This window comes from Bradyrhizobium sp. USDA 4506, from assembly GCF_054058795.1.
The window spans coordinates 6,566,761-6,589,663 of the sequence record NZ_JBSSBM010000002.1 but is presented as its reverse complement, the minus strand read 5'-3'; the positions used below and the strand labels follow the sequence as shown (position 1 = coordinate 6,589,663).

At 60.2% G+C, this 22,903-nt stretch carries 27 protein-coding genes and 1 pseudogene; 22 read left to right on the top strand and 6 right to left on the bottom strand.

The window, feature by feature from the left end:
* Nucleotides 1-45 precede the first annotated feature (45 nt).
* The 9 genes and pseudogenes from ACVIHF_RS33180 to ACVIHF_RS33140 all read left to right on the top strand — a co-directional run bounded on the left by ACVIHF_RS33180 (nt 46) and on the right by ACVIHF_RS33140 (nt 5,522).
* Nucleotides 46-1,212, top strand: coding sequence for a multidrug effflux MFS transporter (locus ACVIHF_RS33180; RefSeq protein ID WP_253605262.1), 1,167 nt, complete (start codon nt 46-48; stop codon nt 1,210-1,212).
* A gap of 198 nt (nt 1,213-1,410) precedes the next feature.
* On the top strand, nt 1,411-1,872 hold the full coding sequence (locus ACVIHF_RS33175) for a RidA family protein (RefSeq protein WP_253605259.1): 462 nt from the start codon (nt 1,411-1,413) through the stop codon (nt 1,870-1,872).
* A 62-nt stretch (nt 1,873-1,934) separates the two neighbouring features.
* On the top strand, nt 1,935-2,156 hold the full coding sequence (locus ACVIHF_RS33170; RefSeq protein ID WP_375166738.1) for a hypothetical protein: 222 nt from the start codon (nt 1,935-1,937) through the stop codon (nt 2,154-2,156).
* A 75-nt stretch (nt 2,157-2,231) separates the two neighbouring features.
* Nucleotides 2,232-2,516, top strand: a complete 285-nt coding sequence (locus tag ACVIHF_RS33165; RefSeq protein WP_456793186.1) for an SDR family NAD(P)-dependent oxidoreductase — start codon at nt 2,232-2,234, stop codon at nt 2,514-2,516.
* Between the two features lie 16 nt (nt 2,517-2,532).
* Nucleotides 2,533-2,970 (top strand): annotated as a pseudogene (locus tag ACVIHF_RS33160) (SDR family oxidoreductase); the annotation flags it as partial.
* 164 nt (nt 2,971-3,134) lie between these two features.
* Nucleotides 3,135-3,536 (top strand): thioredoxin family protein, encoded by a 402-nt coding sequence (locus tag ACVIHF_RS33155; RefSeq protein ID WP_253605246.1) that lies wholly within the window; start codon nt 3,135-3,137, stop codon nt 3,534-3,536.
* A 38-nt stretch (nt 3,537-3,574) separates the two neighbouring features.
* On the top strand, nt 3,575-4,282 hold the full coding sequence (locus ACVIHF_RS33150; RefSeq protein ID WP_253609825.1) for a cytochrome c biogenesis CcdA family protein: 708 nt from the start codon (nt 3,575-3,577) through the stop codon (nt 4,280-4,282).
* Between the two features lie 46 nt (nt 4,283-4,328).
* Nucleotides 4,329-4,847: a sigma-70 family RNA polymerase sigma factor gene (locus tag ACVIHF_RS33145; protein ID WP_253605245.1), complete on the top strand. Its 519-nt coding sequence runs from the start codon at nt 4,329-4,331 to the stop codon at nt 4,845-4,847.
* Nucleotides 4,848-4,850: 3 nt separating this feature from the next.
* Nucleotides 4,851-5,522: an NrsF family protein gene (locus ACVIHF_RS33140; RefSeq protein WP_456793185.1), complete on the top strand. Its 672-nt coding sequence runs from the start codon at nt 4,851-4,853 to the stop codon at nt 5,520-5,522.
* Nucleotides 5,523-5,658: 136 nt separating this feature from the next.
* On the opposite strand, the gene ACVIHF_RS33135 is transcribed toward ACVIHF_RS33140, so the two are convergent.
* On the bottom strand, nt 5,659-6,426 hold the full coding sequence (locus ACVIHF_RS33135) for a LysR substrate-binding domain-containing protein (protein WP_456793184.1): 768 nt from the start codon (nt 6,424-6,426) through the stop codon (nt 5,659-5,661).
* A gap of 958 nt (nt 6,427-7,384) precedes the next feature.
* Nucleotides 7,385-8,044 carry a hypothetical protein gene (locus ACVIHF_RS33130; protein WP_456793183.1) on the bottom strand — a complete coding sequence of 220 codons (660 nt, stop codon included), beginning with the start codon at nt 8,042-8,044 and terminating at the stop codon, nt 7,385-7,387.
* A gap of 416 nt (nt 8,045-8,460) precedes the next feature.
* Here ACVIHF_RS33130 and ACVIHF_RS33125 point away from each other — a divergent pair, with 416 nt between their 5' ends.
* A complete protein-coding gene (locus ACVIHF_RS33125; RefSeq protein WP_076826352.1) occupies nt 8,461-8,946 on the top strand; it encodes a DUF992 domain-containing protein in 486 nt (161 codons plus the stop codon).
* Between the two features lie 186 nt (nt 8,947-9,132).
* On the opposite strand, the gene ACVIHF_RS33120 is transcribed toward ACVIHF_RS33125, so the two are convergent.
* Complete coding sequence (locus ACVIHF_RS33120; RefSeq protein ID WP_456793182.1) at nt 9,133-9,726, bottom strand: AraC family transcriptional regulator ligand-binding domain-containing protein; 594 nt, start codon at nt 9,724-9,726, stop codon at nt 9,133-9,135.
* Nucleotides 9,727-9,993: 267 nt separating this feature from the next.
* Here ACVIHF_RS33120 and ACVIHF_RS33115 point away from each other — a divergent pair, with 267 nt between their 5' ends.
* The 4 genes from ACVIHF_RS33115 to ACVIHF_RS33100 all read left to right on the top strand — a co-directional run bounded on the left by ACVIHF_RS33115 (nt 9,994) and on the right by ACVIHF_RS33100 (nt 12,822).
* Nucleotides 9,994-10,404 carry a helix-turn-helix domain-containing protein gene (locus ACVIHF_RS33115; RefSeq protein ID WP_253605238.1) on the top strand — a complete coding sequence of 137 codons (411 nt, stop codon included), beginning with the start codon at nt 9,994-9,996 and terminating at the stop codon, nt 10,402-10,404.
* A gap of 405 nt (nt 10,405-10,809) precedes the next feature.
* Nucleotides 10,810-11,295: a helix-turn-helix domain-containing protein gene (locus ACVIHF_RS33110; protein ID WP_305884488.1), complete on the top strand. Its 486-nt coding sequence runs from the start codon at nt 10,810-10,812 to the stop codon at nt 11,293-11,295.
* A 54-nt stretch (nt 11,296-11,349) separates the two neighbouring features.
* On the top strand, nt 11,350-11,652 hold the full coding sequence (locus ACVIHF_RS33105; protein ID WP_253605236.1) for a hypothetical protein: 303 nt from the start codon (nt 11,350-11,352) through the stop codon (nt 11,650-11,652).
* Nucleotides 11,653-11,880: 228 nt separating this feature from the next.
* A complete protein-coding gene (locus tag ACVIHF_RS33100) occupies nt 11,881-12,822 on the top strand; it encodes a hypothetical protein (protein WP_456793181.1) in 942 nt (313 codons plus the stop codon).
* 9 nt (nt 12,823-12,831) lie between these two features.
* On the opposite strand, the gene ACVIHF_RS33095 is transcribed toward ACVIHF_RS33100, so the two are convergent.
* Complete coding sequence (locus ACVIHF_RS33095) at nt 12,832-13,059, bottom strand: hypothetical protein (protein WP_253605232.1); 228 nt, start codon at nt 13,057-13,059, stop codon at nt 12,832-12,834.
* 48 nt (nt 13,060-13,107) lie between these two features.
* Between ACVIHF_RS33095 and ACVIHF_RS33090 the strand changes: the two genes are divergently transcribed.
* From ACVIHF_RS33090 to ACVIHF_RS33070, 5 genes are all read left to right on the top strand, one after another.
* On the top strand, nt 13,108-13,827 hold the full coding sequence (locus ACVIHF_RS33090) for an outer membrane protein (protein ID WP_456793180.1): 720 nt from the start codon (nt 13,108-13,110) through the stop codon (nt 13,825-13,827).
* A 199-nt stretch (nt 13,828-14,026) separates the two neighbouring features.
* Nucleotides 14,027-14,380, top strand: coding sequence for an HdeA/HdeB family chaperone (locus ACVIHF_RS33085; RefSeq protein WP_076826357.1), 354 nt, complete (start codon nt 14,027-14,029; stop codon nt 14,378-14,380).
* A 211-nt stretch (nt 14,381-14,591) separates the two neighbouring features.
* Nucleotides 14,592-15,458 (top strand): helix-turn-helix domain-containing protein, encoded by an 867-nt coding sequence (locus ACVIHF_RS33080; RefSeq protein WP_253605227.1) that lies wholly within the window; start codon nt 14,592-14,594, stop codon nt 15,456-15,458.
* Nucleotides 15,459-15,587: 129 nt separating this feature from the next.
* A complete protein-coding gene (locus ACVIHF_RS33075; protein WP_225164029.1) occupies nt 15,588-16,334 on the top strand; it encodes an outer membrane protein in 747 nt (248 codons plus the stop codon).
* Nucleotides 16,335-16,422: 88 nt separating this feature from the next.
* Nucleotides 16,423-17,079, top strand: a complete 657-nt coding sequence (locus ACVIHF_RS33070) for a hypothetical protein (protein WP_310881711.1) — start codon at nt 16,423-16,425, stop codon at nt 17,077-17,079.
* A gap of 196 nt (nt 17,080-17,275) precedes the next feature.
* Here the strand turns inward: ACVIHF_RS33070 and ACVIHF_RS33065 are convergent, their stop codons facing one another.
* Together ACVIHF_RS33065 and ACVIHF_RS33060 are read right to left on the bottom strand one after the other, a co-directional pair.
* Nucleotides 17,276-17,713 carry a DUF2721 domain-containing protein gene (locus ACVIHF_RS33065; protein WP_076826362.1) on the bottom strand — a complete coding sequence of 146 codons (438 nt, stop codon included), beginning with the start codon at nt 17,711-17,713 and terminating at the stop codon, nt 17,276-17,278.
* A gap of 198 nt (nt 17,714-17,911) precedes the next feature.
* Nucleotides 17,912-19,342 (bottom strand): DUF1254 domain-containing protein, encoded by a 1,431-nt coding sequence (locus ACVIHF_RS33060; RefSeq protein ID WP_253605216.1) that lies wholly within the window; start codon nt 19,340-19,342, stop codon nt 17,912-17,914.
* Between the two features lie 389 nt (nt 19,343-19,731).
* On the opposite strand from ACVIHF_RS33060, the gene ACVIHF_RS33055 reads away from it, so the two are divergent.
* The 3 genes from ACVIHF_RS33055 (at nt 19,732) to ACVIHF_RS33045 (ending at nt 22,900) form a co-directional block, all read left to right on the top strand.
* The gene (locus tag ACVIHF_RS33055) at nt 19,732-21,171 is read left to right on the top strand and encodes a DUF1254 domain-containing protein (protein WP_253609824.1); all 1,440 of its coding nucleotides are present in this window, start codon (nt 19,732-19,734) and stop codon (nt 21,169-21,171) included.
* Nucleotides 21,172-21,282: 111 nt separating this feature from the next.
* Nucleotides 21,283-22,407, top strand: a complete 1,125-nt coding sequence (locus ACVIHF_RS33050) for an HlyD family secretion protein (RefSeq protein WP_229189067.1) — start codon at nt 21,283-21,285, stop codon at nt 22,405-22,407.
* Between the two features lie 61 nt (nt 22,408-22,468).
* Nucleotides 22,469-22,900: a hypothetical protein gene (locus ACVIHF_RS33045; RefSeq protein WP_253605213.1), complete on the top strand. Its 432-nt coding sequence runs from the start codon at nt 22,469-22,471 to the stop codon at nt 22,898-22,900.
* Nucleotides 22,901-22,903 lie beyond the last annotated feature (3 nt).

Genomic DNA, 22,903 nt, shown 5'->3' with positions numbered 1-22,903 from the left:
TCAATTTCGGCGCAATTCAACCGCGTCCGAGCGCAGGAGCTATTCATGCGACCCACACTGGTTCTTGTCGTCGCAGCGCTGAGCGCTTTCGGCCTCATTGCCTCGGACGTCTATTTGCCCGCAATGCCCGTAATGGCGCAGCAACTTGGGATTGCGGGTTGGCAAATGCCACAGACGGTGGCGGTCTATCTGATGGCGCTCGCGGCGGCGCAGCTCTGTTATGGTCCGCTGTCGGATCGGTGGGGCCGCAAGCCCGTTCTCGTCGCGGGCATCCTTCTTTACATCGCTGGATCGATCGGTTGCGCCTTGGCCGTTGGCTTCACGAGTTTCCTAGGCTGGCGCATGGTCGAGGCTGTCGGCGCGGCTTCGGGGCTGGTCATTGGTCGTGCCGTCATCGCCGACACATGCGACAAGAAGGCCTCCGCAAAGGTATATAGCGTGGTCTATCCGCTGGTGTCGCTGTCGCCCGCGCTCGCTCCTGCCATTGGTGGCTACCTTGCGGCCGCATTCGGCTGGCGGGCCGATTTTATCTTTGTCGCTGTGTTTGGTGCCATCGCGCTATGTCTGACTTTGATGCTGCTCAACGAAACGGGTCCGAAGAAGCGTCACGACGGCGCTTTTTTGGCCGGATTTACCGTCGTGTTGCGCAACGGCGCGTTTATTCGCTACGCCCTCGTGGTCTGCGCGATCTACTGCGCCTGGTTCGTGTACTTGACCCAGTCCCCCTTTCTTTTCGAGCGCCTCGGCTTGCCGGAAACAGTCAGCGGGTGGCTTTATCTGCCGCTCACTTGCGGGATCATTCTGGCCAACTTCGTCTCGAAGCGGCTGATCGAGCACCTGTCCTACGATGGCATTGTTGCCGGTGGTGTATGCTTTTTTTGTCTCGGTGGTCTGACCTTCGTGTTGACCTTGGCCTCGCCAGTCATGTGCGCCGCCACCATTGTCGCACCGATGTTTCTGGTTAGCCTGTCGAACGGCTCGTCACTGTCATTGGCTGTCTCGGGCGCTATTGCCAGCGAACCAAAACATGCCGCCACCGCGTCCGGGCTGGTGGGGTTTTTCCAGATCGGAAGCGCGTCGCTGGCCGCGCTGGGGGTGAGCGCCTGTTTCGGAACCGGGAGGGCGGTATTGGCAATAGCCATCCTTGTCTTCTCGATCATCGCCGCGACCGCGATCATCCCCCACTGGATCGAGGCGCGCAGAAGACTCTAGTCCAACAACTGTGTGCCAGGCGAGGTTGCGGCCAATCAACGGTCGCACTCGCCGGGAAAATCCGAATGCGGTCTTGATAGTTGTTCCGCGCTCGGCTGTGTGGGCGCCCATCACGATAGCGCGAGCGCAGCATTTGTGTGCTGCGCTGACGTCGCTGGCTACTTTATCAAGGCTTCGGCCCAAACGTCGAGAGATACGATGAGCGTTGAGAATCGTCTTAAGGATCTCGGTATCGAGTTGCCAACATCGGCACCTGCAGGCGCGGCATACACGCCGGTCGTTGTCCATGATCGGGTAGCCTATGTCAGCGGACAGCTTCCACGGGATGGAGACTTTGTCCATGTCGTGGGCCAAGTCGGGCGGGATGTAACTTTAGAGGAGGGCAAGCGAGGAGCTCGGATCGCGTTCATTCGCGCCTTGGCTGCCCTCCGTGGAGAGTTGGGAACGCTGGATCGAGTCGACCAAATACTCAAGTTGACAGTCTTTGTGCATAGCGCTGCCGATTTCAACCAGCAGAGCTCCGTAGCCGACGGTGCGTCACAGCTAATCTTCGAATTGTTCGGCAAAGATCGCGGCGCCCACGCGCGGACCAGTGTTGGGGTTGCTCAGTTGCCCCGAAGTGCCGCGGTTGAGGTTGAGGTTGTTGTGGCACTCAAGTAGCAACTCGTCCTCAACTAGTTCTCCACGTAACCCTTAACTTGGAAGGCGATCTGACTACGGGCGTGGGCGTCTCGCTTGTGCCCCAGGCTGCCGCTGACGGCCAACGGCGGCGCGGCGTGACGTTCGTTCCGCTCTCGCCGCCTGTTCCGATGGCGCCTCTCACAGTTGTTTGGCGCGAGGAGGACATCTCGCCAGCGCTTCGCGAGTTCCTCGCCGTGACCGACGTCGAACGGAAGAAGCTTGCGTCTCATGTCGGGACCATATGCACTGCGTCTGAAAAATAACGCAAGTCGTATTGGCCAATCCGTCGAGCCTTGGTCCACACTCCCCCAATGAGCAGAGAGGATTCACGCAAGGGCTTGATTATCGTCACGGGCGGTTCGCGCGGCATCGGCGCGGTCGTGGCGCGCTCTTTCGCGCAAGCTGGTCACCCGGTCCTCATCAATTTCTCAACAGATTCGCAGGCCGCAGACGCCTTTGTGCAAGAGCAGCGGCACGAGGGCCTCACCTTGCATTCGATCCAGGCTGATCTCGCCAATGAAGACGGCGTTCTGAGGATGTTCGGGGTTGCTGATAGGCTCGAGGTGCCACTAGCCGGCTTGTGTCAACAATGCTGGGGTCACAGGCGGCTTTGCGCGCCTTGAGGACCTTCGGGACGACGTTTTGCGCCATGTTTTGGCGGTCAATGTCGCCGGTCCATTCCTTTGCGCAAGGGAAGCCGTCCGACGCCTTTCGACACGGCGCGGCGGCAGAGGGGGGAATATTGTCAACGTCTCTTCCATCGCTGCGAAACTCGGCGGAGCGGGCGAGTGGATCCACTACGCCGCGAGTAAGGGCGGACTCGATACTCTCACCGTGGGGTTGGCGCTGGAAGTCGCGGGTGAGGGGATTCGTGTCAATGCGGTTGCGGCCGGACTGATCGAGACTGGGCTACATGCGGCGGCTGGAGCGCCTGATCGCCTCGATCGCCTCGCAAAAGGCATTCCGATGGGAAGAGCTGGGACCGCAGAAGAGGTCGCTTCGGCCATCATTTGGCTCATGTCGCCCGCCGCTTCTTATGTGACCGGTGCGATCCTTCCGGTCGGTGGTGGCCGCTAGCAAATGCCGAGGCTGTCTCGTGAGATCATCTGCGCAGCCGAGGGCTACGTGCCAACACGAATTTTGGCCACCGACGCTGTAACCTTTTGGCAGATAGATCGGAACCTTAGATCACGAGCCTGGCAGCGTTTGCCGGGACGTTCATAAGCTGCCAGGAGATTGCGATGCATTTCACGAGGATGATGGCTGTGGCCGTGTTGGCTCTGGGTCTTTCTGCGGGTATCGGCTCCGCCGCTTTCGCTGCGACAGAGGTGCCGTTTACGCAGCAGGCGTTCGATGCCGCCCAGCATCAGGGTAAGCCGATCCTGGTCCACATCACCGCCCCCTGGTGCCCGTATTGTGCCAAGCAGAGGCCGATCCTGAGCAGCCTCGAGAACGAAGCCGCGTTCAAGGATCTGGTCGTGTACAACGTCGATTTCGACACTCAAAAGGACATTGTCCGGGCCATGGGCGCCCAGAAGCAAAGCACACTGATCGTGTTCCACGGTGCCGCCGAAAAGGGGCGCTCAACCGGTGATACCGATGCCAATTCGGTCAAGACGCTCCTCGAAAAGGCGAACGACTAGACCCAGGGAATATCGTCGTGACCTTGCCATTCGCCAGCATGGGGTTCGGATTCATCGCGGGCATACTCTCGACCCTGTCCCCATGCGTCCTGCCACTGTTGCCGCTCGTGCTCGGGCCTGCGCTGGCCGTGCATCGCTTAGGTGTCCCGGCGTTGGTCGCGGGCCTTGTGCTGTCTTTCGCCAGCATCGGTTTGTTCGTTGCCACGATGGGCTTCGCTATCGGCCTCGACGGCGATGTGTTTCGCAACATTTCCGCCGTCCTGTTGGCCGGATTGGGGGTCCTCCTGCTGAGCGGCGCATTGCAGCAACGCTTCGCGATGGTCACTGGCGGCGTCAGCAATGCCGGAAGCCGGCTCATCGCCCGCGTGACCCCGACCGGTGTCAAGGGGCAGTTCGCGGTGGGCGTTCTGCTGGGCGCCGTCTGGAGCCCCTGCGTGGGACCGACGCTCGGCGCTGCGTCGGTGCTTGCGGCCCAGGGCCACGATCTCGTAAGCGTGGCAGCCGTCATGGTCGCATTCGGGTTGGGAACGAGTGTCCCCTTGCTCATCGTTGGATCGCTTTCCCGAACGGCGATGATGCGCTGGCGGGGCAAAATGATGAATGCTGGAAAGGCGGGCAAGCTCTTGCTAGGCGGAAGCGCGGTGACCGTTGCAGTTCTCATCCTGACCGGCGCGGATCACGCACTGGAAGCCGCGCTTGTCGCCGCGTCACCTGCCTGGCTGACCGACCTCACCACGCGGTTTTGACGTGTCCGGTTTGCGTGCGGCGGACCCGCAGGAATGGACGGCACTCATGGTGCTGGGGCAACGTGGAGACACAAATGCCTATCACCGCCTGTTGCTCGGGATCACGCCCTATCTGCGAACGATTGCGAACCGGGCGCATCGCAACGCGAGCGATGCCGAAGATACCGTCCAGGATATCCTGCTGACACTGCATGAGGTTCGGCACACATACGACCCGTCACGCCCGTTCAAGCCCTGGCTGGCTGGTATCGCGCGGCATCGTGTTGCGGATCGCTTGCGCGCCCTGGGGCGCGTGGCGGCAGGAGAAGTGATGTTGGAAACCGAGCACGAAGCCTTTGCCGCCCCCGACCAGCATAGTGAGCTGGCACTGGATGGTCGAGCTGTGGACGCCGCCCTACTGGCACTTCCGCAGGGCCAGCGCCAGGCCATCACGCTTTTGAAGTTGCAGGAGAGGTCATTGAAGGAGGCCGCCGAACAGAGCGGAATGTCGATTGCGTCTTTGAAGGTTTCTGCCCATCGGGGCATCAAGGCGCTCAGGCGCCTCCTGGGCGAGGGAGGCAACTAGAAGATGGATACCACCGACCTCATCCAGAGCTTGGCGAACGCCGTGCGGCCAGTGCGCGTCATTCGTCCTCCGCTCTTCCGGGCCGCCTGTTGGCTCCTGATCGCACTTGTCGTCGTGGTCCTGCTCGCCGTCGAATATGGTCTTCGGTCGGACATCGCAATCCAGCTGCGCAACCCGTCTTTCGTCGTTGGGACTACGGCCTCCTTTCTGACGGGCGCGCTGGCCGCCTTGAGTTGCCTGATGGCAAGCCTGCCCGACCGTTCGCGGTCCTGGCTGATGCTTCCGCTGCCGCCGCTTGCGGTGTGGATGGCGACCCTTGGCTATGGTTGCTTGACAGACTGGGTCAGTTACGACGCGGGCAGCCTGCGGATGGGCGCGGCTTTTCAGTGCTTCGCCACGGTGCTTCTCGTCGGCCTACCACTGTCGGCATCGATTTTTGTGATGTTACGTCACGCCGCCCGCCTGCGCCCGGCCCTGGTGACGTTGGCAGCCGGACTGGCCGTTGCGGGCATGACTTCGACGGCCATGTCGTTGCTTTATCGCCTCGACGCCACCATCATGAACCTGATGTGGAATCTTGGAACGGCAGTGGTGATTGTGATCATTGAGGCTATCGTTGGTCGGCGTGTCCTGACGAGGATGGCGGTCTCGGCCGGCCCCCGGTCCGACCGGTGAAATGCGTCCACCTCCGAAGCTGGCCGGGCGGTAACACCGCGAATTGTCTTTGTGCCGGCGCCCTGCGAAGCAGGGTGCAAACGATGGCAATGGCCAGATCGACGACCTTGCCTGCAAGCCGGAATCATGCTGCTGCTCACTGAGCATCCGATAACGCTTGAGCCACGACTGCGTCGACTTTTGTGAGGTGCTCGAACAAAAGCTTCGCTGGGCGCGACAGCGAGTCCTTTGCGCGAACACAGGCAAACATGCGACGCTCGGTCCAGGGATCGGTCAATGCAACTTGTCCGATCGACCACGACCCCGCAGCGCGGCGGGCGTTCAACAGCGACACGATGCCGATGCCGACGCCCTCTGAGACGAGTTGGCAGACCTGGGCTTCGTCACGCATCTTGATCCGGGTCTTGATCTGGCGCCCGAGGCGTTGGGCCTTCGCGGTGAAGAGGCCATGGCTGGGACCGGCGACGAATGGAAAATCGAGGATGCGGCTGAAATCGACCGCGGCGCATTCGGTTAAGGGATGGCCGACTGGCGTGATCACAACGTAGCGATCTGTGGCGAATGGCCTGGCGTCGAGGCCGCCAAGGTCCGTCTCCGCCGCCACCACTCCGACATCGGCGGTGCCGTCGGCAACCAAGCCGATGATGGCCTCGCTGGTACGCTCGGCGATACGGATGTCGATCTGCGGATGCTGAAGCAGAAAGCCGCTGAACAGATCAGGTAAGAAACTGGTGTAGGCGTTGGTGTTGGCAAAAAGGCGCACTTGCCCTGCAAGCCCGCCTTGAAACAGGCTGAGTTCTTCCCGCAACCGATCAGTTTCCGCCAACAGCGCTCGCCCGCGCGCCAGCAAAACACGCCCGGCCGGCGTCAGGACGATGCCGTGCCGTTTGCGTTCGAGCAGCACGACCCCAAGACGTGCCTCCATGTCACGTGGAATTGGCGCGGTAGTGCATTAGACGTCAATCGGCATTCAAATTTGAGCGCCGATTGACAGGTGCGAACCCGGCTCTTCGTCGAGATGCTGGTTCATTGGCTGGCTGGATCTAGGACAAAGGGAAGCCTAATGCGTTGGTCGTAGGAATCGAGCAACGTGGCGAGCTCTGGCCCAGAGTGCATCGCCGAGGCGATTCGAACGTGTGGCCAGCCAGAATTAGGCTTTGTCTAAGGCGAGCCTGATTCTCCGGCCGTAGCTCAAGCGGTGGGTTTTGGCCTAGGAAAGTCGAAAATGCCTTAGTTTTCATAGGGAGTTGACTGACACTCTCTCCGCCACTTCTGGTTGCAGTATCTATATCTTCACCCCATTCGATACAGCGCGCAGATCCGATGGTACAGGTCGATTACGTGCTCGTCGTAGAATGGGATACTAGGGCGGCAAAACGGATGGGATACTAGGGCGAGGAAAACGGCCAATCTGTTCTGCTCGCCGCCGCAGGCTATCGCTTGCTGCAGAACCAGGGTTCGATTCGCTCCCCGCTACCAATCGTACGATTTTGCGCGCCAAACTACGATTTTCTGCGATTTCACACGCCCGATAGTGGCCCAACGCGGGGCGCGGCTGCCGGTCCTTGTCCGAATCTCGCCCCTCAATACTTTTTCACCACGCCTCGTTTTGGGTTGCGACCGCAGGGCCGGAATTCCTGGCTTGTCGTCCTGACGCGCTTTCCTCACGCAAACCCGTGCGCGCCGACGTCGCTCGGAACGCTTTGGTCTCATCGGCCCCAGCTAAGAGGGACGCGACGGCGATGCGGTTCCGCGAACCGCGCTGATGTGGAGGAACGCCAAAAGGGGTGGCTGTTGCGACGCAGAGTGATCGCTGGTCCTTGCACGGGCGGCGGATAGGCGCCGCCCGGCGCGAGATCTGTTCAGTAACAAGGAGGATAGGGATAATAGCCGCAATAGGGCCGGGCGTAGGCGGCTCCGACGGCGGCAGCTCCGACAGCAGCAGCGCCGGCATACATTGCGCCCCGGTATGCCGTGCGTCGCGCGACGCCCGCAAAGGAGAGCGGTGTAAAGGGGCGACCGATGATGTCGATGAAGATCGAGGCTGCGCCGTCCGCGCCGGTGAGATCACCCTCGAGCGTCTGAACGGTGAAGGTCAGCTTGTCTCCGTCCAGCTTCGGATTCTTCAGAACGACGACGGCGTCCTTGACGGAGCCGTCCTTGCTGTTGAAAGCCGAAACAGTCGCGTTCGGATGATCGCTGGCAAAGCTGTCCTTGCCTGCGCCCCAGTCCGCAATGATATCAGCCGTGAGCTGATGGCCCGCAGCGCGCACGGGTCGGTCGGCGAATATGATCGAGTTCGGCGTGATCCCTGTGAGGACAAGGCTGTCGCCCTGCAACGTTGCGCCCCGCGAATTGAGAACGATGAGCGACGGCACAATTTGGGCTTGTGCGGCAGAAGGCGTGCCGATCGTCTTCAGGTTTCCGTGCGTAGCACTCTGCGCCAGCGCGGTCCCGGTGTCGAGCAGTAACGCCGTCGCCAGCAATGCCAAGCAAATCTGCACGCCCTTCCTGTTGCGCATCTCGTTCTCCTTGCGATCGGCCGGAAGCTTCCGGCAGGTTGGTCGGTGCGGACCCTAGACAGCGCAAAACCCGTCGCCTATGCAAAATCGGCAGCGGTCCAATTGTGACGTTTTCAGCATGGCCCGGCGCGCATTGAGCTGACGGCCCGACATGCGGCAGGTGTCGGGATGTCCTTGCAAATAACGTTCGCGCGGTTTCGCAAGTAACGCCGTCTTCAAAAAGTAACGGAGGGCTAGCGTCCAACATCGCAAACCGCTTCCGATTAACGCGACAAAAAGGCCTGACGGCGGGTTCGGATTGCCGATTTTGCATAGCCTCGTCGGCTCTGCACATGCTCATCTACGAAAACAGAACGCGGTCGGAACCAAGCGCCGACCGCGATCAACGAGTCTTTGCGAGATGATAGGGAAGCGAAATGCGTGCACGAATTCTGGTTGTTCTCTGCATCGTCTGCGCATGGTCCGGCTCTGTGTCCTCCGCAGGCGCCCAACAGGCATCGTGGACCCAGATCGGCATGCTGGCTTGCAAGCTCGACCCTAGCGTCGGGTTTGTCATATTCGGCCATCAATCGATGTCATGTCGCTTTACACAAAACCCACCATTGCCGACACAACTCTATGAAGGTGCCCTCAACACCATCGGAATCGATATCGGCGTTTCGGCCGGAGGCGCACTCGCCTGGGCGGTGTTTGCCCCGACGGCAGGCCCTCCGCCCGGAGCTCTCGCCGGCGAATATGTCGGGGCGTCAGGCGACATCGGCCTCGGCTTAGGCGCCGGCGTCAATGTTCTTGTCGGTGGCTCGGGGCGGTCATTTGCGTTGCAGCCCGTCTCGGTGGAGGGCTCGGTAGCCGTCAATGTGACCCTCGGCCTCTCCGGGCTCCAACTGCGTCCGATCTATTGACGCGCCGCCGTCCGACCGCCGTTTGTGCAGTCCCGAATTGCGCGACGAATGCGTGGCGCGCTTTCCATAGCGGGCTTGCGCCGGGGGAAATTGCCTCCGTGCCAATCGGAGGGGGCTGCTGTCGAAACGGAAGCGATTGTCCGAGGGCGGCCGCGCCTACCGCGGTCTCCATTGCCGTATCGCGTGTCAGGCTGGGTAGGTCGAGATGCGCCACGGGACATCAATCCAGGAGGCTTCCTGGCCCGGCAGAATGCGCGTATTCGGCGAGAAGGCCTGAGCCTCCGAGCCTGGCGCATAATTTGCCTCGAAGGCCATCGTTGAGGGAGTCCACTCCGATCCGGCGAACTGTCGAACGATGTGGACGACAAAGACGTTCTGCAGCCATTGTGAGTGTTCAAGATGGAGCATGCCGGCAGTCCCGCCCAGCTTGCTGCAAATTCTTACACGATCATCGCAGCGCTCCAGCCACATGTACAGGTTCGTGTCTTCGAGCGATGTCCATTTGCACACTTGCTGCAGGGCGACGTACAGCGTCGGAGAGTAGCTGATGATGGTTCGCAGCTTATCGCTCCGGTGGCAGAACTGCAGCCGCCGCGAAGCGTGAAAGCCAATATCCGTGATGCCCTGCGATCTCTGCGCGGCTTGTGCAAACAATATGGCAGGCAATATCGGAACATAATGATCGGCTTTTTCTTGCAGCGCTGTCGGGAGACCAAATTTCGACAGGAGCGTCGCGGTGGGAGCTCCCACCTCGTTATGAATGTCTGCAAACGGAATCACGAATTGGCAGCGGGTTAGGGAAATCCGCTCATGTTGCTCGTCCCCTGCCTGCGGCGTTCATTTTTACGGTCGTACTTTGTCGTCGCGGAACTATGAGGAGCGATCTCGAAATTTGTTCGCCGGGTGCATCGGGTGTCGCGTTGCAGCGGCGCATGCGAGGTTGGGACGTGTGCAATTGATCTTGATTCCAGAATTGCAATTTAGGCGGCTCATGGCCAGACGGGCCCACCAGTTCGATCACATTATAAGAAGATCGTAAGCAGCGGTTTGAGTAAGGAGATCACGCTTGCAATCTTTCATGACGTGCACATGAAACCCGTCTCTTCGCCATCCCGACACTCTGTCCGCGCGGCGATTTCGGTGTTGCTGCGTCAGGATACCGCATCTGTGCAGTGCACTGCGCGCCAACTGGGCGTGAGCGTGCGCTCATTGCAGCGACACCTCGCTGGTATGGGGACGAGTTACAGCGAATTGGTCACCGAAGTCCGCCTCGATACGGCCTGCCGCCTCCTTGCGGAGTCCAACGAGCGCATTTCGGACATCGCCTTACGTCTTGGCTACACCGGAGCGAGCAGTTTCAGCCGAAGCTTTGCGCGTTTGATGAAAATGCCGCCGATCGCATATCGGCAGCAGCAGGCCGCCAAAGGGAATGGCAAGGCCCGCGCCGGCAAAAGTTAGCGCATGGGCGGCTTGCACTGAGCGGTCACGGTAGGCGCAAATGCGCCGGGCCACGACGCAGGTAGCGGCTCGCGTCGCCCCGCAAACGAGCGTCGCGCTAGCATATTACCAGTATTCGAGCTGTGTTTTTCGGCGGCAAGGCGGCCCGGAAGACCGTGCATCAATGATTGGCGCGAAATGGCAAGACGCTTCGCGCTGAAAGACGCGAGATGCAGAGGTAAAGCCAGACGTTGAGGTCATTATTATGTACTGCGCCGCTCTTATTGCCATTGCTGCTGCCGATCTGATCTGCACGCCCGCGCGAAGCGGTCCGTCAGGGGGCCATGCAAACGGGTTGCGTTGCCATATTCGGGGTAGCTTCCTCACTTCATCGGCTTTTTGGATGCAATCGAAAGGTGCCGACCAATGATTGGCGGTGCCAGCGATCGATATCGCGTTCTTGTCGCGCGGGCCGAGGCCATCGCTGCGGGGGATGCCGAAGAAATGACTCGCATCCCCGCGATATGCCACCAGCTCTCGGTGAGCCAGCGTACTCTACGAAAGGCGTTCAGGAGCGTTTACGGCCAGTCGCCGTGCCGTCGAATTCGTGTGCTCCGACTGAATCAGGCAAGGCAGGCACTTCTCGCGGTGAACGGCGAGACAGCAAAGGTGACGGAAATTGCGATCTGCTTCGGCTTTTTCGAGCTTGGACGGTTTTCGGTTGAGTATCGCAAGCTGTTCGGCGAGAGCCCTTCGCAGACGCTTCGAGCGGCGGGCCGGGACAGCGAGATGTCGCACGACGGCAGAGCTGGACTGCGCAACGTCAGGATCGATTACCAGAATCCATTGTCGAGGGCTTTCAGCGCGGGCGTGATGGACGCGACTCAAGATCGTGATGTCGAAAGCGTATAGCTGCAGCGGGCTGGCCGAGACGAGCCCGCAGGGAAAACCAATCGGAAGGGCGCCGTGTCGATTGACCTGACGAAGGCCTGGTATGTTTCGTTCGAGGTGCCGAAAAGGATGCGCAAGGCATCCGCGCAACGACAGCCGAGACAGAGTGAGAGCTTTCCGACCGAACTCGACGCCCAGAGGTTTGCCCGCCAGAAGTTTGAGCAAGGATACATCGTGACTGCGGGCACCATCAACCCCTGCACGCCGCGACGGGCGATACCTTCGGCGGTCATTCACCATTGGTTTGCAGAAACGTCCGCGCCGCCGTTGGGCGAACCGGCCTTCTTCGAGGACACCAAGGAGCCGGATCTGCCGTAGGAGCCTGCCGCGATACGGTGCGCCTGTGCATTGGCAGAATTTGCATAGACCGTTCCGACGAATTGCCGATATCGTTTCAACGATCTTTTCCCGGAATGTGCCGGGTTCACCGGATGGCGCATAGTGGGCGATGACCGAGATAGTGCCTGTCGCTCCCTCGATCGATCAGCTTGGCCGCATCACCACTGTCAGACATCGCCGATAAGGACCCCGTTCGAGGAGAGTGTCTTGCAGGTTACGGGGAAGGTTGGAGCGCTGAACGCGCGCAATTGCGTTGGTTTCCCGGGATTGGTGCTGGCCGTCTTGATTTGCCTCTCCAGCGGAATTGCCCGTGCTGGAGATGAAGACGATGATTCCTCGAACGGGGTGTCGAGCGCGCCGAACGTCTACCTGGACATGAGAACCACCTACGCCAGGGTGCCCGCCGGTGCGCTGGCGGTCGGCTTCGGCAATTCGTCTTTGCTCGCGGCGTTGCAATCCGCTGCCATCTCGAACGCCGGCAGCCTGGCTGCAATTGCGGGCGGTGCGACGCTGCCGGGCGCCCAGAGCGTCGTGGTCGATCTTCCCATGACGATCGACGTTAACGATAACGTCTCGCTCTATGCCGGCGTATCAGCCAGCTCGACCAGCACTCCGATGACCGGCGGGTCGTCCGTGGCGATTACGAGCTGGAATCTTGGATTTCAGGCCGATCTCTACAATCAGAACGGCGGCTCGATTCCGACCTTGAGTTGGCAATCGACCATTACCCAGGCGATTCCGAATGGACCGTTTGCTACCACGAGTTTTACAAACATTTTCGAGTTCGACTATGCGTTCGACCAGGACGAGACTCGTGGGTTGCTCGCGGGTGTGCAGGACACACGGGTTGTCATCGGCAGTCCGCTCGCGGCCATCCATTCCGATATCATGGGCTATGTCGGCGGTTACTACCAATGGCCGAACAATTGGAAGTTTACGGGCCGCGCGGGCGTGCAGGTTTTCGGCGGCGCCGAGCTCTTGGGCCGCGCGTCGGTCTCCTCCTTTACCCAGCCGATCGTGCGACTGGACCTTGACCGGATGGACGACAACGACAACCGCCTGTTTGGCGTGACGGCGCAGATCATGTGGGTACCAAAGCCTGCTTACCAGATCACGCTCAGGACGCCGCTCTATTTCGCACGCAACTAGGGCTTCCGATCAGCATGACGGAGTTTCGGCAAGGTTGAACCAGGCCAGGAGCGACCGGTCATCGCTCGACACCACCGGATTGTCAGAATTTGCATATTCGTCAGCCTGCTCGCCTGACACCGAGAGACCATTGGCGCTCAACACCGACTGCGCGCCGATGCTTTCGCTGCGGCAACTTGGCCACAGTCGGGAAAACAGAACGCGCGCGTCAGATTCTGCATAGTGGGTTGCGCGCATTCGATGCGATCACCGCTACACGATTTCTTCAATCAATCAGGTGCGGCAATGAATAAGATTGGAAAGTTTGGGGTTGCGATCGCGGCTTCGCTGATGATGGGCGGTTATGCGGTCGCGGCGGATTTGCCGGCGGCGCCCGCCTACAAGGCGCAGGCTCCGGTTGCCGCCGTCTACAACTGGACGGGATTCTATGTCGGCGGCAACGCCGGGTACGGCTGGGGCAACCAGGACCCGATGGTGCTGTTCGCCAACAGGTTCGATCGAGCCGGTTTTGACATCAGTGGCGGCATGATCGGCGGCACGTTTGGTGGGCAGATTCAGCAGGGATACGTCGTGCTCGGCCTGGAAGGTGACCTCGACTGGGCCAACATCAGCGGGTCCTCCGTCGTAACGCCGAGCATTCTCGGCATCGGACAGGGCGTCACGCTGAACACCTCGTCAAACATCAGCGCGCTGGCGACGGTGAGGGCCCGGGTCGGTATCGCCATGAACAACGTCCTGATCTACGCCACCGGCGGCGGAGCCTTCGTCAAGTCGACCGCCAGCGCATCAACCATCGCCGGCGTGCCCTGCGGCACGGTTGGCGTCTTGCCGGATTGTTCAGCCTCGTCCTGGCGTCCGGGCATCTCCGCGGGTTTCGGCGTGGAATACGGCTTTACACCGAACTGGTCCGTGAAGGCCGAGTATCTCTACACGAAAGTCGTCGGCACCGGAGTCAGCGCGGATGAATTGAATGTCGTGCGTGGCGGCATCAACTACCGGTTCTGAACAAGGGACATCGATCACATATTCGGTCCTGTTCGACGGACGATGCGCCGCCTCGAACGTCCGATAGGACTGTCTTGATCCTGATCGTGCATCCGAGCCGATGCTTTTCAGCTCGGATGCCAGTCGCGCGCGAAGGCGCCCGGCCTCTTAAAGTCGTCTGAGATCTTTCTACATCCGATTCATCACAATGGGATCCCCAATGCGTTCGAGACTGCTGCTTTCCGTAGCTCTGCTGGTTGCCACAATGGTGTCTGCCAGGGCCCAGACCCCGCTGTCGGCCTATGTCGACGCGAATGGATTCATCGATGTTCAGAAGCTGACCTGCGCGCAACTCGCCGGGACCTACCAGGAGGACGCCGATGCGCTGACGGCCTGGTACAGCGGCTGGTACAACGGCCTTGCCAAGAAGCATTTCCTCGACCTGCGCAAGGGCAAGCTCGTGGAGCACGAAGTCATCGTCTACTGCAAGGCGCATCCCGAAAAGCTCATCATCGACGCTATTGCCGTCGTGTTCAAGGCGGAGCGGGAGATGATGGGAATCCAGATGAAGTAGATTGTCTGAGGGCGGATCGGTCGCACGTTGCCGACCGATCCGCTGTGCGCACTGTTACTAAGAGCGGCATAGCCTGTTCTATTTTTCTCTTGAATTGCCGCTCAGACGGGCGGGATATTTTGAATTGAATGATTTCGGGCAATACACCGACGCCGTTAGAGGCGCGAGGGTGACATTTCTGAAATCCGCTCCGTCCTCTCACGATTGGGGCGTGAAGTCTCTCGCATTGAATCGCACGATCCTTCAGTTTGGCACCGACGGCGGCCCCGGGATTGCGCATGGCGTCACCGACCCGAATTTTACGACGTTGATCGTCCAGTCGTCCAACTTCGACGATCGCGTCGTGCTCGATGGTGTGCCATGCCAGGCCTCTGACCTGGTCATTTTCCCTCCGAACTGTCACTTCACCTTTGTCCGCTCCGGTCATGTCGAATGGGTGGCGTGGTCGCTGCCCAATGAGGAGAGCATCGCGAGGAACATGCTCCCTGCGGCCACAACTCAGGCTTCGCCGAAGACCGCCAAGCATCTCGTCCGGTTGCCAGAGCCGATCAAATCGAAGCTGATCGAGGTGTCGAGGCAGGCTCTGCGTTCCTTCTCCGATTCTGCCTTCGCTGACCGGCCTATGATGGCGCGGGAGGCAGAGGACGCCCTGATGGATCAGCTGGCTTGCATCCGGGATAATCGCCTGAGCCAAAGCTTCCTGCCCAACAAGTACACCCTCTCGTACGAGCGAATCGTTCTGGAGGCGCTTGAGTTCGTTGGGACCAGGTCGGAAAGCATCGTCCATATCAAGGACATCGTGAAAGCGACCAAGGTGGAATACCGCACCTTGCTGCGTGCTTTCGAGCGCTATCTCGGCTTCTCGCCAAAGCTCTATCTGAGGCTTCGGCAGCTAAACCTGGTTTATCACGAGATCAGTCGCGACAACGGCGCATCGGTCAGAGTCGTCGATATCCTGTCGGCACACGGCGTCACCGAGTTCGGCAGATTTGCCGGCCACTACCGGTCGCTGTTCGGCGAGTTGCCATCCGAGACATATCGCCGGTCTCGCGCATTGAGGTCTGGCAACGTGCCGTGACCTCGAAGTGGGTTTTTGGTGCAACACCGCTAAGAATTGGTCGGCGGTGACAGTTTCTGCATACCGACTGAGACAAGGTCGATGGCAAGTGGCTCATGTGTTTTCCACGTTCAATGAGGCTTGCAGGCGATGAAGAAGATCAGTTTACTTACCGCAGCGGCGGTGATGTCCGTTGCGTTCACGGGTATTGCAAAGGCCGCCGATCTTCCGCAGCGGCCGGCGTACAAGGCGGCGCCGATCGCAGCGCCCATGATGTACAACTGGTCCGGCTTCTATCTCGGTATCAACGGCGGATATGGCTGGAGCAACCAGTGCATCGATATCACCGCAATCAATGGAATTGGCGGCGTCTTCGCGGAAGGCTGCAATAGCAAGGGCGGCGGCATCATCGGTGGCCAGCTTGGCTATCGTTGGCAGGCCGGACAATTGGTGTACGGTCTGGAAGCGCAGGGCGACTGGGCCAACATCCGCAACACGCGCATCAGTGCGCAGGACCCGACACGTACTTACAAGTCGACCCTCGCCGGCCTGGGCCTCTTCACGGCTCAACTGGGCTACGCGGCCAACGAGGCCTTGTTCTACGTCAAGGGCGGCGGCGCGGTTGGCAGCCAGGACTTTGCCATCATCGACAATGTGACCGGCACGGGCCTCGCCTTCGCGAACCGGACCCGCTGGGGTGGCGTCGTGGGTGTCGGCTTCGAGTACGGCTTCTCTCCGAATTGGACGGCCGGCATCGAGTACGACTATCTGTGGCGGGTAAACGAGAGCAACACGTTCCTGACGCCGTCACTCGGGCGCATCACGTCGATCACCGCCAACACCAAGACGGACGCGAGTCTGCTGGCGCTCCGCCTCAACTATAAGTTCGGTTACTAGTGAAGAAAGGAGGTCGTCCAATTCGGCCGGCCTCCATTCTTGTTTCATCATGCCTGGGTCCAGGTAATCCACTATTCCGGAGTTGATCATGCTGTCGAATACGATGCGTGCGATTGCTTTTCTCGGTGCTTTGGCGGCCACAAACATGGTCTTGGCGCAAGACACGGCGTCCCATGCGCCGCTGAAGACGATCGGGGCCACCAAACCCCAGGTCGTTCCATCACTGATCGTCTTCAACTCCAGGGGCGCGAACGTGCAGCCCGGCAAGCTGGTCCTCACTGGCGTCGCGCCAAATGCGATCATATTTGCGGATCGGCCGGTTCGCTCGGCCGGTCACGATCTGATCAGCCATATCGTCGAAGACTGGGGAACCGGCAGCGACAATTTTGCAAAGAATCCGCCCAACGCCACAGTGTCCGTATTCCAGAAGGACGGCAGCACCGTGCGCGATGTCGTTGTCACACTGAAGAATCCCAAGCTCGAAGGTGATAACCTTGCCTTCGATGTCGATATTCTCGAAGGTGACATCAAGGGCGCCGACGGTCCTGCCTCTGTCTTCATCGACATCATCGGCCTTCCGTTTACGCCGCTTTCATTCGCGGGCGTTGCGCGACGCACGGCCTATCGAGGTGCGTATTATGCCGGAGCCGCCGCGGCGGCTGGCGCTGCGGCTGCCTACGCGTACCACCCGTATTACTATCGGCCGCCGGTTTGCGGGTACTATCCCTATCCCCCGTGCTACTAGCGGGACCGCGCGGAGTTTGGCCTGGCGTCCTTGCGCCGGGCCAGCCTCTGGCTGATGCGCCTTGTGTACCATTTGCGTCCAGCCGGCACTGGACGATGATTCTCTCGACTCGAGGAAGCGCCGGCCCGTCCAGAAACGAGCCGATTTCGAGTCTTGGCGCTACAACGCGAAAGAGCCCGGCTGAGCCGGCCGCTTGCTACGGATTGGGCTTGTGATGACTGAGGTCATGCAGTGAAAGGCGGGCCTCGCGCACCAGATCTACAAGCGAGAGCGTGAAGAAGCTGAGAGCGACAACAAAGAGCAGTGCAACGCCGTACTCATGCTGGAATCGAAAGAAGGTACACACGAACGCCAGGATCACCAGCAGCGAGGTGACGATTGCGCTGACCGTCGCGAGAACGATTGCCTTGTTCAGAAGCACAGCGCGACGCCTGAGGTGTGGGATATCAGGGTGCGTTCCGGAACGGTCGTCGTCGGCCGTAGCGTGCAATGCCTGTAGCCTGTCGACGACGCGATTCATGCGCCCTATCAAAAGCGACACGAAGGCCGCAACTGCGCCAAGGAGAAATGCGGGCGCCGCTACTTGCGAAATGACCTGCGACAGGTGCGCGGCGGTCGGTGTGTCGATCAGCATGGCTACTTTTCTCCGCGACCGGTACCTGCGCCGCCGCCTACATTGGAGTCAGGGCGAGCGCTCGCAACGAAAGCTTAGCGCATCGTTGGTCACGGGGAGCTTTTTACAACGATGTGAGATCGTTTGCTCAAGATAATCGCTGCGTAGCGTGACGGGCAAGGGGACGCCGCGAAGCGTCCCCTTGCCCGCCGCTTAAACTTACGTCGCTTTTTTGGCCGCCGGGATCGACCAAGTGCCGTCGAGGATCGACGGGTCGTCCTCGTTCGGCCAATACATGCGCAGCATCAGGATGAACTTGCCGGTCGGCGCAGGCAACCAGTTCGACTCCTTGTCGGCCCCCGGGGATTGATTCTGGATGTACAGGTCCGTTGAGCCGTCCGGATTGACCTTGAGGTTCTGTCGCGGACTGATCGAGTACCGATTGATCGGGTTGGAGACGAAGAAGTAGTTGGCATCGTACATGGTAACGGACCAGAAGCCGCTCACCGGCGGCAATTGGCCCTTTGGAAAACGCATGACGTATTTGTTCGAGCCGTGATAGTCGCTACCGTCTGCATCCTTTAGCGAAAGCGGATAAACCGCGTCTCTGTTGCGGTTCGCGCCGAGCCCGATCGCGGTGACCAGCGCACGGTTGAGATAGTCGGTCCCGTAGACGCCGGTCTTGGTGTCGTAGATCCATCCGTTGACCTTCTTGATGGCGTCGTTGACCTTGAGCTGGAGCATGATGCGATCGAAAGCGGCGCGGGGAATGCGCTTGACGAAATCCGCGTCCAGCTTGCTGGCATCGAAGTCTTGGCCCGGGACAAGACCGATCTTGGCGAACCGCGCGAGTTCGGGCGCGTCAGCAGCAGAGGGAGGGTTCACTTTCATCAGCTGGGCGAGCAGGCTGAAGTATTCAGCCGCATCCATGCGGTTGACCTGTTCGCGCACGGCCATCTTCATGTCGATGGACGGATCGACCTTGCCCGAGGGCGGCGTGTAGTCCTTTCCGTAGGAACTCAGCGGCACCAGCTTGAACTGGTCCTGCAAGGCGTGGACGGCTGCGTAGTCTTCCGGAGTGCCCGTGCAGTAGATCCGGCCGAGCAACCAGACGATGTTGGTTGGGGCCTTCAATTCCTTGACGCCGGACGGAAGCGTGCCGCTCCAGCCCGGACCCGTGATTGCATAGGTCTGCGCCCCGGTGCCGGTTGTGCGTTTTCCGGGCACGGCGAACACATTGGTCCAGCCGTCGAGCATCGGCAGCAGGAAATACCGGTCCTTCATGTCGGGAATGCTCAACACCCATGGCTCCTTGCCGACGTCGAAAAATGCAGTGGTGTAGAGCGTATCGGCGTTCGGTGCTGTCACATCGCGAAACGAGGCATCCGGATACTGGCGCAGCCTGATGATTTGCCCCATGGGAGCGCGCGTGCCCTCCGCTTTGACCACGTTGGTGAAGACCCGGCGGGTCATCTCGATTGTGACAAGTGGATAACCGAACACATAGGCGTCGGTGGCGAGCCAAAAATCTTCCGCCCCTTCAACGATATCAAATACTGGGCCTTCGTGCGCTCGGAGGATCGACGGGGTCAGTGCGGTGGAAGCGGCGGCAAGTCCGGTCTTCAGCGCAAAACGGCGGGTGATGTCCATCGTTCTTTCCTGGGATTGGTTTCGTTCAAGACGGTTGTTTGGCAGCGTTGCGGCGCTCCATTTTGTGCCGCGCAAGGCAGGCTAGTCTCTACTTCCCAGCATCCGCTATGCAGTTTCTGACCTGGATCGGGGCCGTCCGATCAATTGAATGGCGAATCGGGGCTCGCCTGGCGGGCGCATGCCGAAGTCGAAGACCCCGCGCAGGCAACAAACTGAATTCGGCTGCAGACCATTGCTTCGCACGAGGCTGGAGATTGCCGAATCTGCATAGTGGGCCGCCGCGTTTTCGTTAGGTTGGTAAGGGGACGAGAAGACGCTTGGCGTGTCAGCCTCGTCCACCGTGGAAATGGAGTATTTTGATGCAGAAGCGATCAACCCAGAGCCCGTACTTGCTGACCAAGCGCGATTTGCTGAGATCTGCCGCACTGGCAAGCGTCGCCGCTGCTGGTACCAAATCGAGCCAGGCCTTGGCCCAGTGGTCCGAGCGCCCGGGATTCTTCAAGGCCAAGGACATTGCAGAGGCCGGCTTCATTTATGGCCTGCCGATCGTGATGGCATACGGCATCATGTATGAGTACGCGGTCGACAAGTCATCAGGGCAGTACAAGGCGCCGTTCAATACGCTGTTCAACGTGGCGCGCGTCTTCACATACGAAGATACCGCCGTGATCACGCCCAACAGCGACACGCCGTATTCGTTCGCATGGCTGGATCTGCGGGCCGAGCCGCTCGTCTTTTCGGTGCCGGCGATCGATCCCAAGCGCTACTACGCACTGCAGCTGAACGACCTCAACACGTATAATTTTGGCTATGCCGGCACGCGCGCCACCGGCAGCGATGCCGGGAGCTATATGGTCGTCGGCCCGCGATGGACCGGCGTGACACCGGCCGGCATCAAGAAGGTATTCCGGTCGACCACCGATTTTTGCCTGGGACTCTTACGCACGCAGCTGTTCGACCCGGCCGATATCGAGGCCGTCAAGAAGATTCAGGCCGGCTACAAGGCGCAGCCGCTTTCCAGCTTCCTGAATCAGCCTGCGCCCTCGCCGGCACCGGCGCTTTCTTTCCCCAAATTCGAGAAGGACCTCGTCCGCACGGAGTTCTTCGAATACCTTGATTTCGCGCTTCAATTCGCGCCGGCGCTGCCGGAGGATCGCTGGATCCGCGAGCAGCTGGCGCGGATCGGCGTGGGGCCGGGCAAGAGCTTTGACTTCCGCAGCCTGTCGCTTGAAGACAAGGCCGAGATCCTGCTCGGAATGAAGGAGGGTGAGCGCAAGGTCACCGAAGCCGTTGCGACCCTCGGCAAGGACATCAACGGCTGGCGCGTCAGCGCGTCGTTCGGCGATGCCGCATTCTTCCATGGCGACTGGCTTATGCGCGCGGCAGCCGCGAAGGCCGGCATCTATGGCAACGACGCGGTGGAGGCCATGTATCCTTTGGGCAAAGTGGATGTCGATGGCAAAGAACTCGACTGTTCGAAGTCGAGCTACACGTTGACCTTCCCGGCGGGACAGCTGCCGCCGGTCAACGCCTTCTGGTCGGTGACGATGTATGACGGCAAGACGCAGCTACTGGTGAAGAACCCGATCAACCGCTACCTGATCAACTCGCCGATGCTGCCGCACATGAAGCTCGGTTCCGACGGCTCGCTGACGATCTACGTCCAGAACAAGTCTCCGGGAGCGGACAAGGAGGCAAACTGGCTGCCGGCGCCGGATGGCCCGATCTATGTGGTGATGCGACTGTACTGGCCGAAAACCACGCCGCCATCGATTCTGCCAGCTGGTGAAGGGACGTGGAAGCCTCCCGGCTTCAAGCGCGCGTCCTAGAGATCGGATTTTTATCGGCCGGATGCGCGGCGACAGAGTCGCAATTGCACGCATCCGGCCGGCACGGGCATGGCACCGCCCTTGTGAGTGTTCAATCCCGGTGCACGACAGATGCAGGAGATCATCGTGCTCATCATCCTGACGCTCTATTTGGTCCTGGTCTGGCTCGTCTTCTCGAGGCTCAAGCTGGTCCGATGGGGCTGGGCGTCCGGCACCGTCACCGTGCTGCTCGGCGCGTTCATCCTCGCGGTATTCCTCGCGATGTTCAACTACCTGACCCCGTCGGGAAGCTTAGTCGTGATTTCCCGCGTCATGGAGGTCGCGCCCAATGTTTCCGGCGAGGTGATCGAAATCCCGGTCAAGCCAAACGAACCGGTGAAGGCTGGCGCGGTGCTGTTTCGCATTGATCCGGCACCGTTCCAGTACAAGGTCAACCAGCTCGAGGCATCGCTTGCCCAGGCACGGCAGCAGGTCAAGCAACTGAAGGCCAGTTACGAGCAGGCGACGGCGAATGTCGATGGACTGACCAAGCAGCTCGCCTTTCACACCCAGCGGCTTTCCGATTACCGCAAGCTCGTCAGCGAGGAGGCGCAGACCGCGTTTCGTCTGCAGGACGTCCAGGTGCAATACGACACGGTCGAGTTTCAGCTTCAGGCGGCCAAGGCCGCACAGCTGAGCGCACAATTGGCGATGGAGTCGGAAATCGGCGGCGTCAACACAACCGTCGCACAGATCCAGGCCCAGCTCGACCATGCGAAGTGGGAGCTCGAGCAGACGACGATCCGCGCCATCGGCGACGGTGTCGTTACGATCATGGCGCTGTCGGTCGGCGACCGCGCCATGCCGGCGCGCTCGGTGATGTCGTTCATCGTCGCAAACGATATCGTCATCACCGGCATGTTCCCGCCGAACGGATTCCGGACCATCAAGCCCGGCGCGCGGGTCAAGCTCGTCTTCGACGACGACCCTGGCCGCATCCACGAAGCGACGGTCATGGCTATCCCCCAAGGCGTGGGGCAGGGCCAGATCGCGGTCTCAGGTACGCTGGCGCGGGTCGGCTCGATCGGAGGCGCGAAGGCTTATCCGGCTGCTATTTCGATCCCGAAGACCATCGACCGTAGCCAACTCCGGCTCGGAATGCCGGGCACCGCCACCGTGTTCGCGGACAACGCCGGCGTCATCGGCCTGTTGATGTCGATCCTGGTCTGGATCGGCTCGTATACGGCATATTTATAGCCGCCTTCCATTTCACTCTCGGCTCCAATTGGTAGCTCATCCAGATATCTTCGGAGAAAAAATGGGTCTTCGATCTGCAGGCAGTATTGCAGCCCTCGTTTCGGTCACTCTTCTTGTCCAGTTGTGCTCGGGTGCTCGCGGTTACGCCCAGCAATCAACTGGTCAATTGTTGATCTCATCGGGATTCAGCCCTGTCGCTGCGACCACGCCGGAGCTGTTGAATCGGCTGATGTCGTTCCCGCCCAATCAGTTTCAGCTACGGCAGAGGAGCGGACGTCCCTACTACGTCTACGCGGATCCCTCCGGATGTACCTGTGCGTATGTCGGCAGCGTGGCCGCGATGGACAAATATCGCGCCAGTTATGGTGCATTGCCGGCAACTACGCTCTCGGCAGGCGGCTTTACGAATCCCGAGCAAAACCTGATCAACAGCATGGAAAACGATGACGCCTCAGCCCAGTTCAACGATGACGTATTTGGTCCGGATTTTTAGGTT